We start from the raw sequence: 16,367 nt of genomic DNA, 5'->3' as shown, positions 1-16,367 counted from the left end.
AAGATATCTTTATGTCTTGATTGGATTAGAGATGAGCGAACCGTTGAAGCTTGGACTGGATGCGCTGGTGGACGTCTTGAAGGCGGCCGGCGAGCCCACGCGCCTGCGTCTTCTGGCGCTTCTTGACGGCGGCGACCTGACGGTCACCGATCTTACCGAAATTCTCGGCCAGTCCCAGCCGCGCATCTCCCGCCATCTGAAGCTGCTCGGCGAAGCCGAACTGATCGAACGATATCAGGAGGGCGCTTGGGCCTATTTCCGTCTGAAGCAGGATGGCAAGGCGGCCATGCTGGTGCGGGCCCTGCTCAAGCATGTCTCCGAGAACGATCCGACCATCCTTCGCGATGGCGAGCGGCTGTCGCAAGTCAAGCGTCAGCGCGCCGAGCGGGCGCAGGCCTATTTCAGCCGCAACGCGGCCGAATGGGACGAGCTTCGCCGCCTGCATGCGGCTGATGAGGAGGTCGACGCTGCCGTCATCCGGCTGCTCGGTAACCAGCCGATCGATTCTCTGCTTGATCTCGGCACCGGCACCGGCCGCATCCTCGAGCTTCTGTCCGGCCTCTACCGCCGGGCGATCGGCGTCGATGCCAGCCGTGACATGCTGAGCGTGGCGCGCGCCAATCTCGACAAGTCCCGCATCACCAAGGCCACCGTGCGCCACGCCGATATCCTGAACCTGCCGTTCGAGGGACAGGATTTCGACTTGGTGACGATCCATCAGGTGCTGCATTTCTTCGATCAGCCGGAAATTGCGATCACGGAAGCGGCGCGCATGCTCCGGCCGGGCGGTCGGCTCGTGGTCATCGACCTGGCGCCGCACACGCTCGAATATCTCCGCGACGAGCATGCGCATGTCCGTCTCGGCTTTTCGCACCAGGCGATGTCCGACTGGCTGCGCAAGGCCGGGCTCGACGTCGAGCAGGCCGTCGATCTTCATCCGGGTCAGCAAAGCGGGCAAGGCTTGACGGTCACCGTCTGGCTCGCGCGCGATCCGAGGCGCCTGATGGCTTCGCAGACGAGCGAGGGCGCTGAACCTACATTTGCCGGGAGGGTATAACATGGCTTTGAAAAACGAAGCACGCGACCGCAACGACATTAGAGTCTCTTTCGAATTCTTTCCGCCTAAATCGGAGGAGATGGAAGGCCAGCTCTGGCACGCCGTCGGCCAGTTGCAGGACTGGGACCCGGATTTCGTGTCGGTGACCTATGGCGCCGGCGGCACCACCAAAGCGCCGACACTTTCCACCGTCACGCGGTTCCTGTCGCAGACGCCGCTTGCCACTGCTTCGCATCTCACTTGCGTCGGTGCGACGAAGGAAGAGACGCACCAGGTGGTCGACACCTTCCGCAAAGCCGGCGTGACGCATTTCGTGGCGCTGCGCGGCGATGCGCCAGGCGGCGCCGGCGCGCCCTACCAGCCGCATCCAGGCGGTTATGCCAATGCCGCGGAGCTGGTGGCCGGCCTCAAGGAAATTGGCGATTTCGAGATTTCGGTCTCCGCCTATCCGGAAAAACACCCGGAGAGCCGCGATACGGCGGCCGATATCGACATGCTGAAGCGCAAGGCCGACAATGGCGCCGACCGGGCGCTGACGCAATTCTTCTTCGACAACGACAATTTCGAGCGCTACCTGGAACGGGTGCGCGGCGCCGGCATCTCGATCCCCGTTGTGCCCGGCATCATGCCGATCCAGAACCTGACGCAGCTGAAACGCTTCGCCGGGGCCTGCGGCACAATCATCCCCGCCTTCCTCGACGAACGCTTTGCAGGATTCGACGACAAGCCCGAGGAGCGGGCGAAGGTCGCCGCCGAGGTCGCCGCCGAACAGATCGAGGATCTCGTCCGGCGTGGCATCCATGATTTCCATCTCTATACGATGAACCGCGCGCCGCTGGTTTCCGCCGTGCTCGACAATCTCGGCCTCTCCCGTCCGGCGGCAAAAAGTGCGGGCGCAGCCGCCTGATCTTTGCGCGTCTGAAAGACGCGCGGCGCTGTAAAAGTGAAAAGCGCATGTCGGGCGGGACATGCGCTTTTTCGTTGGCGGATTGATCAGCTATTCAGGAGTTCAGGCACTATCAGTCGTCACACTTTCGTCGGCCGGCTCAGATGAAGAGCATGGACAAGACGAAAGCAAACGCAGCACTGACCAACAGAACATTCAAGGATTGCGTGAGTCCCATGTCTGTCTCCTCGCGTTAACCGGCCGATAATATGTCTGAAATATGTCGGTTGGGAAGCAGATCTTATGCTGCGCTGCAGAACGGTTCGGTGGATAAGTCGAATGGTGCGCTTGCAAGCCTTTGAAATAAATAGATAATTTTCAACAGTTTTTTGTTCACACAATTTAACATGCCGTTAAATCAGGCGATTGTGGATTTACCTGTGCGCCTAAAACATGGCGGATCGGCAACCGGTTGAAAACATACGAAATTCGCAACCGGTTCAAACAGCTTTCGCCAGTAGGCGATAGGCGCGGCCATCGAGAATGATGAGGCCGAAACCGATCAGCCCCATGCCGGCCAATTCGCCAAGTGCGAGCCTTTCGCCGAGGAAAAGCACGCCGAGAAGAATGGCGCTCGGCGGCACCAGCAGCGTGACGAGCGAGGCGTTGGTGGCGCCGGCGGTCGCCATGATCCGGAAATAGAGGATGTAGCCGAAGGCCGTCGACAGTAGCGCCAGCGCCAGGATGGCCAGGAGCGCATCCAGCGGCGGTGCGGCAAGCGCCCAGGGACGATCGGTCAGCAGCGACAGCGGCAGCGCAATCAGCGAGGAGGCGGTCAACTGGCCGGCTGCGGTGACAGGGGCAGGAACATCCTTGAAGCGTTTGCCGTAAGTGGCGGCGAAGCCATAGGAGATGGCGGCAAGCACGGGAAGAAGCAGTGCCCAGAGCGGGGCTTCACCGCCGGCCGACATGCCGGGTCCGATCAGCACGATCGTTCCGATCAGGCCAACGAGGCAGCCGGCGATCTTTGCCGGCGACAGCTTTTCGTCTGAGGTGAAGTAGTTGGCGATCAGCACGGTCCAGATCGGTGTCGTCGCATTCAGGATCGCCGCAAGACCGGCGCCGATGCGGGTCTGGCCGAAGAAGATCAGCGCGTGCGGCAGGGCATTGTTGATGAGCCCGAGGATCAGGAATTCGCGCCAGCGGGCCTTGAGGATCGCATAGAAGTCGAAACGGCCGGCGATATAGATATGCAGCGCCAGCGCCGCGAGCAGCAGCCTGAAGAAGACGAGGGTCAGCGGCGGCACATGCTGGACGGCGATGCGGGCAAAGAAGAAGGAGCCGCCCCAGATCAGGCCGAGCAGGACCAGCAGGCCCCAGGTCCAAGCATTCATCCTGCTGTCCACGTCGCTTCCTCCACCGTGAGCCGCTCGTCTTGCCGAGAGCCGGCACCGGATTTCGACTTGATCCTTTAGCGCAAGCAGCGGATCGCGCCACCCGTTTCTTGCGAAGCGGGCGGCGGTAAAAAGTCAGCGGAGATCAGAGAGCGTTGAGAAGGGCAGGCGTCGCCCAGCCATCGGCGGGCATGCCGAGGCGCTGCTGTTCCTTCTGGATCGCGACACGCGTGCCGGAGCCGAGGATGCCGTCGATCTCGCCGACATCATGGCCAAGCGACTGCAGCTTGGTCTGCAGCGCCTTCATCTGGTCGCTGGCGAGCCCCTGTTCCGGCACGCCCTTGAGATAGGGCTCGGCGCCCGAAAGACGCGTCCCGAAATAGGCAGCCGAGGTCGTGTAGATGAACGACTTGTTCCATTCGAGATAGATCTTGAAATTGGGATAGGCGATGAAGGCCGGCCCCATGCGGCCCTGCGGCAGAACGAGGTCGCCTTCGAGGTTGCCGAATGCGGTATTGCCGTCGCGCGGCTTGACGCCGAGCGCGAACCACTCTCCCGCTTTCATCGTGCCGCCGAGGCCGGATTTTTCCCAGGGCAGATTATCGGGCAGAGTCACTTCCTGCAGCCAGGGCTGGCCGCGCTCGAAGCCGAGATGCTGGATGAATTTCGCCGCCGTCAGGATGGCGTCCGGGCTGCTTTGCTTCAGGCGGATATGACCGTCACCGTCGCCATCCATGCCATAGGCAACGATGTCGCGCGGCAGCATCTGCACCTGGCCGATCTCGCCGGCCCAAGCGCCGGTATTGGTGGCGGGGTCGAGGTCGCCGTGCTGAACCATCTCGACGAGGGCGATCAGTTGCGGGCGGAAGAGTTCCGGGCGGCGGCAGTCATGCGACAGCGTCACCAGGGCGTTGCGGGTGTTGAAATCGCCCTGGACGGCGCCGAAATCGGTTTCCATCGCCCAGAAGGCGGTGATGACGCCCGGCGGTACGCCGAACTCCTGCTCGGCGCGAGCAAAGACGTCGGCATATTGCTTCATCTTCTGGCGGCCGATGTCGAGGCGGGCCTGGCTGACGGTGCGCTGGGAGAATTCGAGGAAGGTCTGCTTGAAGACGCCCTGAGCGCGATCACGGCTCAGGATCTTGGGGTCGATCTCGGCGCCGGCGAAGGCCTCGTCGGCGGCTGCCGCACTTGCGCCGGCTGCGACCGCATCTTTCTTGACGCCGTCGAGGAAGGCTGACAGATCGCCGCCGCAGGGCGCTACCGGGGCTGCGTCTGGCGCCTGCTGGGCGGCCGCGCCGCCTGCGAGGGCGAGGGCAAACAGAAGAGCGAGTGCAGAGCGGCTTGTGAGCGAGCGGTGCATGGATGCGGTCCTTATATCAAACAGATTGCCGTCGCTTTCACAGACGAATGTGACGGAAGCAAGAAACATCGCAAGACGTTACTAAGAATTTCTATCCTTGGAAACGGCCGCGACCCAATTGTTCCAGTTCTTTGCGCTGCCGGCGAAGACATTGATATCTGTGGGACCATTGATGCCGGGAATAACGCCGGTCGAGGTATATTGCCAGAAGGCCCAGCGGCGGTCGGAGTAGGTCACCTCGGGATGTTTTGCCACTGAACGGACCCAGAAATGATAATCCTGGAAGTAGCCGGCGAGATTGTCACGATGGAAATCCACCGAGGTATAGATGATCGGGCGCTTGCCGTAATAGGCCTCCAGCCGATCCATGAAACGCTGCATTGCGGCACGCACCGTTTCAGCGTCGGGGCGGTAGCGGCAAGTCTTCGATTCGGCGTTCCATTCGACGTCAAGCACCGGCGGCAGGCGCATGGCCTCCTTCGGCACATTGCGGATGAACCAGTCGGCCTGCTCGTCGGCGGAGGAGCAGAAATAATAGAAATGATAGGGAGCGTGCGGGATGCCGGCGGCGCGGGCCTCGCGCCAGTATTCGTCGAAACGCGGATCGACCCTGTCCTTGCCTTCCGTCGCCTTGATGAAGGCAAAGGCCACTCCGGAATTCTTCACCGTGCCCCAGTCGATATCGCCCTGCCATTTGGAGATGTCGATGCCGTGGATCGCGTTCTCCTGCGGATGCTTCGCCCCGAAATCCTGCGGATCGGTATCCTTGAAGCGTGTCTTCGGTTTGATCGACGCCGTTTCGAGATAGTCATGACCGGAAGAGCTGCAGCCGGCCAGCAGGATGGCCAGGGGCAAAACGCAAAACAAAAACCGGCGCATGGGCGTCCTGTCGTAACTCGAATGATCTCTTTGCCCCACAGCCTGACCTTCGAAGATGACGAGCCCAGCAGAGGAATAATCCTCTTTTCACCATATCAACGTAAAAAATCGGTTAGTTTCAAGCGAATTATAAGCGCTTGCTGATAATGGCGGCCCGCCAGGCATAACCGCCGCCGACGGTATCGAACAACAATATCGCGTTGTTTTCATGGGCTTGCGCTTCCAGAACCTCACGCAGATCGGCGCGCGGGGTGACGTGGAATTTCGCAAGCCAGGACTGCAGCATGCGCCGGAACCAGCCCGGCAAACCTTCTTGCTGGCCGAAATCGACGATGTGCAGCTGGCCGCCGGGATTGAGTGCGGCGATCGATGCATCGACGGCGCGCTCCCAGTCCGGGATCATCGACAAGGCATAGGAAATCAGGATGCGGTCGAAGCCGCTGACGCCGAATTCGCGCGGTGTGAACGCCGTGGCATCGGCGACGCGGAATTCCGGGATCGTCGCCTTGGTGGCGAAGGTCTTGCGCGCCGAAATCAGCATTTCCTGTGAAATGTCGAGGCCGAACAGTTTGGCGGTCGGGAAATGCCTGTGGGCGAAGGCCATGTTGCGCCCGGTGCCGCAGCCGACTTCAAGCAGAGTGCCGCCTTCGGGCACGTCGAGATTGCGGATCGTGCTGTCGCGGCCGAGAAGGTAATATTTGCGGGTCAGGTCGTAGATGTGCCGCTGGTAGCGGTACATGCCATCCATCAGGCTGGCATGTTCATTGCTCTTTCCTGCCGCCTCAGTGCCGACCTTGCTCACGCCTTCTTCCCGTAAATGTGGAAGCCGCCGTAGATTGCCGAACGATCGAGCGCGGTCAGTTCACGCGACTTCTCCTCGAAGTAATCCCACTGGTCGCGGATCACAGGCGCCAGGCGGCCTTCGATAATGCTTTTTTCTGCGGCGGTGCGGAAGATCACGCGGGCGCCTTCGCGCGCCGTGCGGGTGATTTCAGTCCAGACGTCGTTCAGTTGCTCGTCGGTCATCCAGTCCTGTGCGTCGAGCAGGATGTAGCGGTCGCGCGAGGCGGCCGGCTCGCGAGCGAGAAGCTCGGTAAAGCTTGCGTGGTGGACGTTGACGCGGTCGACGTTGGCACGGATCACCTCATAGTGCTCCGACTTCAGATAGGTCGGCAGCGGGCCTTCCGCTTCGGTGCCGTAGCGGCGGCCGAAGGCCTGCCAGGCGAAATAGTTGTCGCTCATCGGGAAATGACAGGCGAGCTTTTCCAGGCGGTGCTTCAAAACCGGCGCGATCGAATGATCGGCCGCAAGGCTTGCGAGCTCGTCATATTGCTGCGGCGGAATGCCGAGGCCGAAGAGCGAGCTCTTGCGACCGGTGATCCAGCGCACGACCGGCTTTTCGAAGAGCGGCGCGATCTGCTCGTCGAAGAACTGGCGCTGCTCGCGGATCGAGCGGGTCTTGGTCATCTCGCGCAGCTTGACGCCATGCAGGCGGGCAAGAAGATGGGCCGCGCCGATGAAGCGGCCGAGCAGACCGGTTTCGTAGATGTTGCGGTCGAAGACGGTGACACGGCGGCGGCCGAATTTGCGGCCGTTCCAGTAGCTGCGGGTCGCCTCATCGAGGCGGGCGGCGAGATGCTGGTCGTAGGCGCGGCTGTTCGACTTCTCGTTCGGCATCGCCAGGAAGCGGACGAGATCGGCATGGCCGGGAAGGTGTTTGAAGGCGGCAAGCTTCAGGCGGTTCAGGGCGATGTGATGCGGGTTGAGATCGACGACGTCGATTGAGGCCGGCGCCTTGGAGAGATAGGCGAGCATGTTGCAGCCGCCAGAACCGATGGTGACGATGCGATGGTTGGGCTTCAGCTCCATCGCCTGCATGTCGAGATCCGGGTCCTCCCAGATCTGCGGATAGACGAGGCCGGAAAAGAGAAGGCCGAAGAGACGCTCGGAAAAGCCATCCTTCGAAAAAGCCTTGTGGCGGAGAAGGGCGTCCTTGAGTTTCCGGTTCTTGCGGAAGCCGGCATCCGGTGCAAATTCTGACATGAGTCTGTCACCTTTTTAGCGTTCAGGGCGTGTAACGCGCCTCTGCTACAGTTTGATGACGCGGGCTGTGGGGCACCGTTCTTCGGAGACTTCGACCTCCTTGGGAGAGCGATCGTTTGCTCTCGCGAAAATCGATTGCCCGCACTCCTGGGAAAGTGATCGCAATGACGAGCCTTCTTCGTTCCGGCCCCTTTCCGGCGCGTGCGATTCCTGCTTCTCTCCCGGCAGGGAGGAATGCCATGCGATTTGTCCTGCGTGTCCTGAAGGCGCTCGCTCTCCTTCTCGTTCTCGTCGTCATCGCTGCTGCCGCCTGGCTCTTCATCCGGCCGCCGGAATTGCTGCGCGTCGGCGACGGTTATGCCGCCAAGATCGTCTGTTCCAACGTCTTCATTGCTGGCCGAGAGGCTGAGGATGTGCTCCATGACGATGTCCAGGCGCCCGGAAATCCGTTGCTGCGGCTGGTGCGCGTCAGCGTCGACCGCGACAACGACCGTGTGACGGCGCGCTTCATGGGGCTGTTTGCGCCGAGTTATGCGCTCTATCGCGGCGCTTTCGGCTGCACGAGCGTGCCGGACGGCAATTTCGAGGCGGCGGCGAATGCGGTGCCCTTCGATCCGCCGGCCAAGGTGCAGGCGAACGATGCATTATGGCCGGAGGGTGAGGGCACCGGCGATCGGCAGGACGGAAAGATCGCCGCGCTGCTTGCCGATACCGGAGTTGCCGGCCCGGCAATGCGGGCGATCGTGGTGGTGCGCGATGGCCGCATCGTCACTGAGGCCTATGGCCCCGGCTTCTCGGCGAAGACGCCGCTGATCGGCTGGTCGATGACGAAGACGGTGAATGCGACAATCCTCGGCCGGCTGATGCTCGGGGGCAAGATCTCCTTCGACGATGATAAGCTGCTGGCGCAGTGGAAGAACGATGCGCGCGCCAGGATCAAGGTTTCCGACCTGCTTGGCATGGAGAGCGGCCTTGCCTTCAATGAGGACTATGGCGACGTCGCCGATGTGACGCGCATGCTCTACCTCAATCCCGACATGGTATCGCTGCCGGCCAATGCGCCGATGGAGGCCGCACCCGGCCAACGCTTCCGCTATTCGAGTGGCACGGCCGTGCTGCTGTCGCGCATCTGGATGGACAGGGTCGGCAATACTCAGGCGGCCTTTTCTTATCCGCACGATGCGTTGTTTTCGCCGCTCGGCATGACGAGCGCCGTGTTCGAGCTCGATGCGCGCGGCACCTTTGCCGGAAGCTCCTATCTCTATGCGACGGCGCATGACTGGGCGCGCTTCGGGCAGTTCCTGCTCCAGGACGGCGTCTGGAATGGCCAGCGGCTGTTGCCGGAGGGTTTCGTCGGCGCCATGCGCACTCCAACGACGGCTTCGAATGGGCGGTATACGCAAGGCCAGGCCTGGCTGGCTGGCCCCGGCGACGGCTCGAGCGCTGAGGCCGGGCTGCCGGAGGATACGTTCTGGCTGACGGGGCATGACGGGCAGAGCATGGCGATCGTGCCTTCCGCCAATCTGGTGGTCGTCAGACTTGGCCTGACGCCGAGCCGGCTCAACTATCAGCCGCAGGTGCTGCTGAAGGCGATCCTGGCGGACCTGCCGCAATCGGGGGCGCCGCAGCAGCAGGCCGGATCGCAACGACAAGCTCAGCCGCTGCCATAGGCTTCAGCCGTTATCTCCAGATTTCAATAATTTCCTTGGGCGATGTCGGTCATGCCCTTGCGCTTGGCGTCGTAATAATAGCCGCGCGCATAGAGGCGGACCGCATCGTCTTCCTTATTGTCGGAGACGAGCCAGGCGCCGCGCAGATATTTCGCGGCATATTTGATGTTGGTCTCGGCATCAAAGAGGCCACCCGGGGCACCGTCATAACCCATGGACTTGGCGGTGTTGTACTTGATCTGCATGAGGCCGAAATAGCCGCGCTTGTTGTAGGCCTTCGGATTATAGCGGCTCTCGCGATGGACGATGCGGTGGAGCAGCGTCTCGGGAATTTCGTAGAGCTTCGAATATTTGGCGATGAGCTTGGTGACGAAGCTCTTCTCGACCGTCGGCGCATCGTCTTTGTCGTCATCGCTGAACATCGGTGGCGCCGTCGGCGGATCGATCGGCCCGGATTCGTCGAAACCGTAGTCCATGCTGGCGCGCGGCGTGGTGTCGACTGCGGCCAGTGCTGCAAGCGCGCTGTTCTGCGGTGTGGCGGCAAAGGCAAGCTGCGTCGTCGGCTGTGCCGGCGTTCCCGGACGCGGCGTCGGCACGACGGACTGGATCGCCGTCATCTCGGGCGTCAGCGGGATCTGCGCATAGGCTGCCGGCTGCATTGTAAGATCGCCAGGCTGAGAAGCTGTCACGGCCGGCATCGCCGTTGCGGTCAGGGAGGAGGATGATGCCTGGGGAATGGTGGCGTCGGCCACGGCTGCACCTTCGGCTGTCGGGATCGCGGCGAGTGTTGCATCTTCGCCGGGTTTCGGCATCGGCACGACGGTCTGGACAGCGGTCAGTTCGGCCTGGGACGTGTATTCGACGCTCGCACATCCCGTTATCATGCCGCAGAGTATCGTGGAAACGACAAGACTGCGTTTCAGGCCGCATAATCCGATCGCTACCATTCCGCCACTTTCGTGAAATCGCGCCGCCCCGGCAGCGTATAAAAGTTACTAAAAACCTTAAGCCCTGGTGACCCCATTAACCTATTCGTGACATTCCGGCAACCACGGAATATTTCTAGGCTGCAATACGGCGATACCCGGCCGTTACGGCACCTGCAGCGATCAGCAGAGTGCCTCCGGTGCGGTTTACGGCGCGCTGGATGCTCGCCTTGCGAATCAATCCGCGCGCGGTATGGGCGAGAAAAGCGTAGGTGGAGGCGTTGAGGATCGCCAGTACAAGGAAGGTCGCTTCCATGATCGCCATCTGCCCGACAAAGGGCAGGGCCGGATTGAGGAACTGCGGCACGAAAGCGACGAAGAAGATGATGCTCTTCGGATTGAGGGCGGTGACGACATAGGCGTGGAGGAAGATCTTGAGCGACTTCTCCTCCGGCAGATTGTCGTTGTCGGCAACCGGTTCGCCGATGATGGGAGCCCGCCAGAGCTTGATTCCCAGCCAGATCAGGTAGGCGCCGCCGATCCACTTCAAGACGGTGAAGAGGGTCGCGGAGGCGGCCAGAACGGCGCCGAGACCGAAGAGAGAAGCCGTCATCGCCGTGAAGTCACCAAGCGCCACGCCGCTCACCGTCGCAAACGCCGTCCTGCGTCCATGACCGAGCGCATAGGAAACGACGAGCAGTATCGTCGGTCCCGGTATGGCCAGCATGATGGCGGATGCAGCCGCAAAAGCGAGCCAAGCTTCAAGTGACATGGTGTCTCCTCCTATTCCTCAGGAATAAGCAAAGACATCATATTAACCATCCGTCAATCACGCTTCTTTGTATTTCTGGCCTATATTGTCCATGACTTCGGCAAACCATCCCGTCGAAAGATCAAAAGTCTTGCCGCCCTTGATGCGCGGGAATTCTATAGTGCGCAATTTACCGTTCTGGCCTTCGTCGTGCCCGGTGACGCCGGAGATTTTATTGAGAGCGCTTTCGACGGCGAGATCGACCATGCTCTGGATCAGCCTGAGGTCGTCGCCGTTGGCAGGCGCGGAGCGAGCGAAATAGCCCGATTTCTGCACGAGGGAACGCTCGGCGTTCAAGAGATTGGCGAACTGCTTCTGGAACCAGGCGCCGACATTGATCGTGTCGATCTTCACATGGCCAAAGGCGTCGCGCTTGACGGTCTCGCCGGCGGCTTCGCGCTCGGCGACGATGGCGTCGAGGCAGGCGCCTTCCGAGACGAAGACGGTAGCGTGGCCGTTGCGGTCCATGCTCTCCTTCAGACGGGCGGCCTCAGCGTCGAGGTCGAAGGCCATCTCAGGAAGGTAGACGGCGTCGATGCTCTTCAGATGTGCGTTCATCATCAGGCCATCGACATACTGGTTGCCGCTGGTGCGCTGGAGATAGGCGCGAGCGGTGGCGGCCGTCAGCCAGCCAGAATGGCGGCCCATCACCTCGTGGATGACGAGAGTGCGCGGCGCGGCCGTCTGCTCGTTGCCGACATTGTCGAAGAAATGCGCGCCAACTTCGGCGGCCGTCCAGGCGCCGAGCGACTGGCGGATCGGTACGATGTCATTGTCGACAGTCTTCGGCAGGCCGACGACGGTCAGATCGTAGCCGTTGGCGGCGAGGTAGGCAGCAAGGTCGGCGGCCGTGGTGTTCGTGTCGTCGCCGCCGATCGTGTGGAGAATGGTGATGCCGTCATTGGCAAGGCGTTCGGCGGCGACCCGCAGCGGGTTCTCGCCTTCCTTGACCAGACCGCGCTTGACGCAGTCGGCGGCATTGGTGAGCTTGACGCGGCTATTGCCGATCGGCGAGCCGCCATAGCGGTGCAGCAGCGGCGCCTTTTCGCGCATCTCGCGGGTGATCTCGAGGCTGTCGCCGATGAGCACACCCTGGTAGCCCGACTTGTAGGCGACGATATCGAGATCGGGCGCGACGTCGCTGTAGCGTTCGATGAGGCCGCCGACAGCGGAAGAGAGACAAGGCGCCAGGCCTCCGGCGGTCAGCATTGCGACTTTCTGCTTGGCCATGATCCCTCCTATGGCGTTTTTGGTGCGGCGGCGTTACCTAGCGCATGGATGCGGCAGGGAAAGGGGCCTGTAAAGTAAAGAATTTACGAAAAGCGCGCCTTTCTGCCGCGTTGGACTGCAAAGGCGACTGGAAGTACGATATAATCGTTTCAAGCCCAATCTGCTTGCCGAGAACTGTTGTGGAAATTTCCGTCGCGCGCACCGGAGTCCACGTGCCGGGCGATGCCGGCGACTGCCGGCCAGGCGCCTTATACGAGATGAAGCGGGCGCGATGAAACGTTTGCTGCGGTGCGACAATTACCAAATCGTGAAAACTGTGTTCGGCCCTACGACCAATAGTCGCCTTGCAAAGGCTGCGATTCTTTGGTCAAGCTGTTTGCCTATAAGTTGACAAGTGTGTGAGATTTTCGATGTCCTTCTGGGAAAAACTGTTGAATGCCATTGGCAATACTGCAGGCAATGCGCTGTCTGCGGTGGTCGAGGCTATCCGCACGGTTTTCGAAGGCGATCCCGAGACCCGGCGTAAGGTGGCTTTCTCCGTGGCGATCATCGCGCTGTCGGCCAAGATGGCCAAGGCCGACGGCATCGTCAGCGAGAAGGAGGTCGAAGCCTTTCGCGAAATCTTCGAATTCCCGCAGGATCAGGCAAAGAACGTCGCCAGGCTTTATAACCTCGCGCGCCAAGACGTTGCCGGCTACGAAGCCTATGCCGAACGACTCTCCACGCTGTGCGTCACCTGTGCGGCCAATTGCACGGTGCTGGAAGACGTGCTCGACGGCCTCTTCCACATCGCCAAGGCCGACGGGCTGATCCACGAGAAGGAACTGTATTTTCTGCGCCATATCGGTGAGATCTTCCAGATGAGCGAGACCCGCTTCGAGCAGATTGCCGCCCGCCACGTCTCGTCCGGCGGCGATCCCTACAAGGTGCTCGGCGTCTCGCCTTCGGATGATTTCCCGTCCATCCGCCGCCGTTACTACGGCCTCGTCAGCGAACATCATCCCGATCGGCTGATCTCGCGTGGCGTGCCGAAGGAATTCCATGTGATCGCCAATGAGCGCATGGCGGCGCTGAACGCGGCCTATGAGGCGATCGAGAAGGAACGCCGCGCCGCATGACCTCTTTCGAGGCCGACTGCAGAAGCGCCCGCGTGCAGCCTTCGCCGAACCATGGCGAACGGGCGGATGGGCGCCGTCCCGACATGATCCTGCTGCACTATACCGGCATGCCGACGGCAGATGGTGCGCTCGACTGGCTCTGTCGCGCCGAGAGCCAGGTTTCCAGCCATTATTTCGTGCATGAGAACGGCGAGGTGGTGCAGCTCGTGCCGGAAATGCAACGTGCCTGGCATGCGGGAAAAAGCAGTTGGCACGGCGAGACCGATATCAATTCGCTGTCGATCGGCATCGAGATCGCCAATGCCGGCCATCCCGGCGGGCTCCCTGATTATCCGAAAGAGCAGATCGCCGCGGTGATCGAATTGTGTCGCGACTGTGTCAAACGTTGGTCGATCGTGCCGGAACGGGTGCTCGGGCATTCCGATGTCGCCCCGATCCGCAAGGTCGATCCGGGTGAGAAATTCCCCTGGGCCGAGCTCCACCGGGCAGGCATCGGCCACTGGGTCGAGCCGGCAACGATCACCGGTGGGCGCTTCTTCCAGCGCGGCGATACCGGCCAACCTGTGGAAGCGCTGCAATCGATGCTGTCTCTTTATGGTTACAGCACTGAAATCACGGGTGAATTCTCCGAAAAAACGGCAGGCGACGTGGAAGCTTTCCAGCGCCATTTCCGGCCCGAACGGGTGGATGGCATTGCCGATTTCTCGACGATCGACACGCTGCACCGGTTGCTGTCGGCGTTGCCGCATTATTCCTGACCGGAAGAGCCGGATATCAGGACGGTTTTTTGGCGACCGGCGAGAAAACCGCCTCGCCACATCATTTCCCTATTATCTCCGCATTACGATGGTCTAAGAACGCCGCTAAGCGGTGCCGGGGGTTGTTTTCAAGTTAAACCGCGGGCGCTATATGAAACGATAAGAATTACCGCGAATCCAGATCCATCCTTGATCTGGTATTCATTATGACAGCGAGGCGCGCCGTCCGGAAATTCTTTGGGTCGGAGTGTTCAAGACTACATGAGAAAACTGATTGTTGTTGCTGCAACATGCGTTGGCATGGTGCTGGCGGGAAATAGCTTTGCCTTTGCGAATGGTTGGGGTGTGCGAGCCGATGCGCCGGTGAAGAAAGTCGAGCGTCCTTCGAAGAAGACAGAGCGTCCGTTGAAAAAAGCGGAGCGTTCGGTCAAGCCCGCGAAGCGTCCGCTCAAGACGGCGGAACGCCCGCTGAAGACGGTCGAGCGCCAGAGCGGCTATCCCGTCGCCGATGTTTCCGGCAATAACTATTCCGCACTGATCAGCAAATATGCGAACCAATATAATGTACCGGTTGCGCTTGCGACCGCGGTCATCCGCATCGAAAGCAATTTCAATCCGAATGCGCGCGGCAGCCACGGTGAAATCGGCCTCATGCAGATAAAGCCTGCCACTGCCCGCATGATGGGCTATTCCGGCAGCGCCAAGGGCTTGTTCGACCCGGAAACCAACATCAAGTACGGCATGAAATATCTGGCTGCCGCCCATGATCTCGGTGGTGGCGAGACCTGCAACACCATCCTAAAATACAATGCCGGTCATGCCGCCACGCGCATGAACCCGGTGTCGAAGACCTATTGCGGCAAGGTCCTAGCGATGCTCGACTGAGCATAGCCAGTCGCGTCGGGACGATATTCCCTTGCGGCATTTTTACGGATATGAATCAGCACGCTTGCCGTGATATCCCGCCTTGAAACGAGGTGGGATATGGCAGTCGATTTCAGGTTCATCATCATCGGATGCGGCATGATGGGTGCCGCCGCCGCACGGCATCTCTCCTCGATGGCCGACGGCATTGCGCTGATCGGCCCGCGTGAGCCGGACCAGCGCAAGGCCCATCACGGCGTCTTCGCCAGCCACTACGACGAAGCGCGCATCACCCGCACTTTCGACGGCAATCTTGCCTGGGGAACCTTCGCCGCCCGCGCGCTCGACCGCTACGGCGAGGTCGAGGCAAGGAGCGGCATTTCCTTCCATTCGGAGGTCGGTTGCCTCTTTGCCGGTCCGACCCCGACGGACGAGCAGGACTATATCAACCGGGCACTGGCCGTCAGCCGGTCGCTCGGCAGCGATATCGAGACCATCACACCGCCGGAGCTTCCCCAACGTTTTCCCTATCTTGCCTTTGACCCTGATTTTAGCGGATATTTCGAGCGTAAGCGCGCCGGCCACATCAATCCGCGGGCGCTGGTGCGGGCGCAGATCAAGCTTGCCGAACAGGGTGGTGTCTCGCTTATCGAGGCAACCGCGACATCCGTGCACGACGCCGGTTCCCATGTAGAGGTGACGGCCGGCGGCAGAAGTTACAGCGCCGAACGTGTGCTGGTCGCCGCCGGCGGTTTTGGCAATTTCCATGCCCTGCTGCCGCGTCCCGTCGATACCAGGGTTATGGCGCGCACCGTCGCTTTCTACGAAATCGGCGAGCGCGAGATGGCGATTTTCGGCGATATGCCGTCGACGATCGTGCTCGGTGACCGGGAAGAGGATCACATCTATATCCTGCCGCCGGTGCGTTATCCCGACGGCAAGACCTATCTGAAACTCGGTGGCGACACCGAGCCGCTTTGCTTCGAGAGGTTGGAGGATGCCGGCGCGTGGTTCCGTTCCGACGGCAGTGCTGCCGAGCGCGATCATCTCTCGCGTATTGCCTTGCAGCTGATGCCGGAGCTAGCCGGCTGCCGCGTGACTTCGGCGCCCTGCGTGGCCAATTTCACGCCGACCGGTTATCCCTATGCCGGATTTACGCAGTCGCCACGCGTCGCTGTGCTGACTGGGGGCAATTTCGTCGCGGCCAAATCCTCCGACGAACTCGGGCGGCTGGGAGCGGTACTTCTGGCGGAAGGACGGCTCGGCGATCAGGATTTCGGCGGCGAACTGACGCCGGTCTTCGCAGCAATTCAAGATGATGCAGCGTCCTTTGCGGGTCTGAAAAGACAGGCGGCGTCGTAGAGACGA

The 16,367-nt window shown here is 61.1% G+C and carries 15 protein-coding genes; 7 read left to right on the top strand and 8 right to left on the bottom strand.

Annotated features, from left to right (window positions below; translation table 11 throughout):
• Positions 1–31 precede the first annotated feature (31 nt).
• Together N1937_RS14540 and metF are read left to right on the top strand one after the other, a co-directional pair.
• Complete coding sequence (locus N1937_RS14540; RefSeq protein ID WP_017965127.1) at positions 32–1,057, top strand: ArsR/SmtB family transcription factor; 1,026 nt, start codon at positions 32–34, stop codon at positions 1,055–1,057.
• Between the two features lies 1 nt (position 1,058).
• Entirely contained in the window at positions 1,059–1,964 is a 906-nt protein-coding gene (gene metF, locus N1937_RS14535) for a methylenetetrahydrofolate reductase [NAD(P)H] (RefSeq protein ID WP_170254961.1), read from the top strand.
• A 479-nt stretch (positions 1,965–2,443) separates the two neighbouring features.
• On the opposite strand, the gene N1937_RS14530 is transcribed toward metF, so the two are convergent.
• The 5 genes from N1937_RS14530 to N1937_RS14510 all read right to left on the bottom strand — a co-directional run bounded on the left by N1937_RS14530 (position 2,444) and on the right by N1937_RS14510 (position 7,622).
• Complete coding sequence (locus tag N1937_RS14530; RefSeq protein ID WP_170254962.1) at positions 2,444–3,349, bottom strand: DMT family transporter; 906 nt, start codon at positions 3,347–3,349, stop codon at positions 2,444–2,446.
• 133 nt (positions 3,350–3,482) lie between these two features.
• Positions 3,483–4,700, bottom strand: a complete 1,218-nt coding sequence (locus N1937_RS14525) for a lytic murein transglycosylase (protein WP_170254963.1) — start codon at positions 4,698–4,700, stop codon at positions 3,483–3,485.
• Between the two features lie 81 nt (positions 4,701–4,781).
• The gene (locus N1937_RS14520; protein ID WP_162115947.1) at positions 4,782–5,579 is read right to left on the bottom strand and encodes a glycoside hydrolase family 25 protein; all 798 of its coding nucleotides are present in this window, start codon (positions 5,577–5,579) and stop codon (positions 4,782–4,784) included.
• A gap of 127 nt (positions 5,580–5,706) precedes the next feature.
• Positions 5,707–6,381 (bottom strand): class I SAM-dependent methyltransferase, encoded by a 675-nt coding sequence (locus tag N1937_RS14515; RefSeq protein ID WP_170254964.1) that lies wholly within the window; start codon positions 6,379–6,381, stop codon positions 5,707–5,709.
• The gene (locus N1937_RS14510) at positions 6,378–7,622 is read right to left on the bottom strand and encodes a DUF3419 family protein (RefSeq protein ID WP_017965121.1); all 1,245 of its coding nucleotides are present in this window, start codon (positions 7,620–7,622) and stop codon (positions 6,378–6,380) included. The genes N1937_RS14515 and N1937_RS14510 overlap by 4 nt, the downstream gene beginning before the upstream one ends.
• A 239-nt stretch (positions 7,623–7,861) precedes the next feature.
• On the opposite strand from N1937_RS14510, the gene N1937_RS14505 reads away from it, so the two are divergent.
• Positions 7,862–9,292: a serine hydrolase domain-containing protein gene (locus N1937_RS14505; protein ID WP_170254965.1), complete on the top strand. Its 1,431-nt coding sequence runs from the start codon at positions 7,862–7,864 to the stop codon at positions 9,290–9,292.
• A gap of 23 nt (positions 9,293–9,315) precedes the next feature.
• Here N1937_RS14505 and N1937_RS14500 read toward each other — a convergent pair whose 3' ends face one another.
• The 3 genes from N1937_RS14500 to N1937_RS14490 form a co-directional block, all read right to left on the bottom strand.
• Positions 9,316–10,239 carry a lytic transglycosylase domain-containing protein gene (locus N1937_RS14500; RefSeq protein WP_170254966.1) on the bottom strand — a complete coding sequence of 308 codons (924 nt, stop codon included), beginning with the start codon at positions 10,237–10,239 and terminating at the stop codon, positions 9,316–9,318.
• 115 nt (positions 10,240–10,354) lie between these two features.
• On the bottom strand, positions 10,355–10,990 hold the full coding sequence (locus N1937_RS14495) for a LysE family translocator (protein ID WP_017965118.1): 636 nt from the start codon (positions 10,988–10,990) through the stop codon (positions 10,355–10,357).
• Between the two features lie 57 nt (positions 10,991–11,047).
• Complete coding sequence (locus tag N1937_RS14490; RefSeq protein WP_017965117.1) at positions 11,048–12,259, bottom strand: pyrophosphate--fructose-6-phosphate 1-phosphotransferase; 1,212 nt, start codon at positions 12,257–12,259, stop codon at positions 11,048–11,050.
• A 410-nt stretch (positions 12,260–12,669) separates the two neighbouring features.
• Between N1937_RS14490 and N1937_RS14485 the strand changes: the two genes are divergently transcribed.
• The 4 genes from N1937_RS14485 to N1937_RS14470 all read left to right on the top strand — a co-directional run bounded on the left by N1937_RS14485 (position 12,670) and on the right by N1937_RS14470 (position 16,361).
• Positions 12,670–13,377, top strand: a complete 708-nt coding sequence (locus N1937_RS14485) for a J domain-containing protein (protein ID WP_260056446.1) — start codon at positions 12,670–12,672, stop codon at positions 13,375–13,377.
• Complete coding sequence (locus N1937_RS14480) at positions 13,374–14,135, top strand: N-acetylmuramoyl-L-alanine amidase (RefSeq protein WP_162115953.1); 762 nt, start codon at positions 13,374–13,376, stop codon at positions 14,133–14,135. The genes N1937_RS14485 and N1937_RS14480 overlap by 4 nt, the downstream gene beginning before the upstream one ends.
• 261 nt (positions 14,136–14,396) lie before the next feature.
• Entirely contained in the window at positions 14,397–15,020 is a 624-nt protein-coding gene (locus N1937_RS14475; protein WP_162115954.1) for a lytic transglycosylase domain-containing protein, read from the top strand.
• A gap of 99 nt (positions 15,021–15,119) precedes the next feature.
• Complete coding sequence (locus N1937_RS14470) at positions 15,120–16,361, top strand: NAD(P)/FAD-dependent oxidoreductase (protein WP_162115955.1); 1,242 nt, start codon at positions 15,120–15,122, stop codon at positions 16,359–16,361.
• Positions 16,362–16,367 lie beyond the last annotated feature (6 nt).

This window comes from Rhizobium sp. WSM4643 (genome assembly GCF_025152745.1).
GTDB classification, from domain to species: Bacteria; Pseudomonadota; Alphaproteobacteria; order Rhizobiales; family Rhizobiaceae; genus Rhizobium; species Rhizobium leguminosarum_I.
Note: the sequence above shows the minus strand (reverse complement) of the source record. Positions and strands in the feature narration are given on the sequence as shown.

Excerpts from the sequence above, each read along its gene's own strand:
- N1937_RS14540 (WP_017965127.1), top strand. The coding sequence starts at position 32 with ATGAGCGAACCGTTGAAGCTTGGACTGGATGCGCTGGTGGACGTCTTG.
- metF (WP_170254961.1), top strand. The coding sequence starts at position 1,059 with ATGGCTTTGAAAAACGAAGCACGCGACCGCAACGACATTAGAGTCTCT.
- N1937_RS14525 (WP_170254963.1), bottom strand. The coding sequence starts at position 4,700 with ATGCACCGCTCGCTCACAAGCCGCTCTGCACTCGCTCTTCTGTTTGCC.
- N1937_RS14520 (WP_162115947.1), bottom strand. The coding sequence starts at position 5,579 with ATGCGCCGGTTTTTGTTTTGCGTTTTGCCCCTGGCCATCCTGCTGGCC.
- N1937_RS14510 (WP_017965121.1), bottom strand. The coding sequence starts at position 7,622 with ATGTCAGAATTTGCACCGGATGCCGGCTTCCGCAAGAACCGGAAACTC.
- N1937_RS14505 (WP_170254965.1), top strand. The coding sequence starts at position 7,862 with ATGCGATTTGTCCTGCGTGTCCTGAAGGCGCTCGCTCTCCTTCTCGTT.
- N1937_RS14500 (WP_170254966.1), bottom strand. The coding sequence starts at position 10,239 with ATGGTAGCGATCGGATTATGCGGCCTGAAACGCAGTCTTGTCGTTTCC.
- N1937_RS14495 (WP_017965118.1), bottom strand. The coding sequence starts at position 10,990 with ATGTCACTTGAAGCTTGGCTCGCTTTTGCGGCTGCATCCGCCATCATG.
- N1937_RS14490 (WP_017965117.1), bottom strand. The coding sequence starts at position 12,259 with ATGGCCAAGCAGAAAGTCGCAATGCTGACCGCCGGAGGCCTGGCGCCT.
- N1937_RS14485 (WP_260056446.1), top strand. The coding sequence starts at position 12,670 with ATGTCCTTCTGGGAAAAACTGTTGAATGCCATTGGCAATACTGCAGGC.
- N1937_RS14480 (WP_162115953.1), top strand. The coding sequence starts at position 13,374 with ATGACCTCTTTCGAGGCCGACTGCAGAAGCGCCCGCGTGCAGCCTTCG.
- N1937_RS14475 (WP_162115954.1), top strand. The coding sequence starts at position 14,397 with ATGAGAAAACTGATTGTTGTTGCTGCAACATGCGTTGGCATGGTGCTG.
- N1937_RS14470 (WP_162115955.1), top strand. The coding sequence starts at position 15,120 with ATGGCAGTCGATTTCAGGTTCATCATCATCGGATGCGGCATGATGGGT.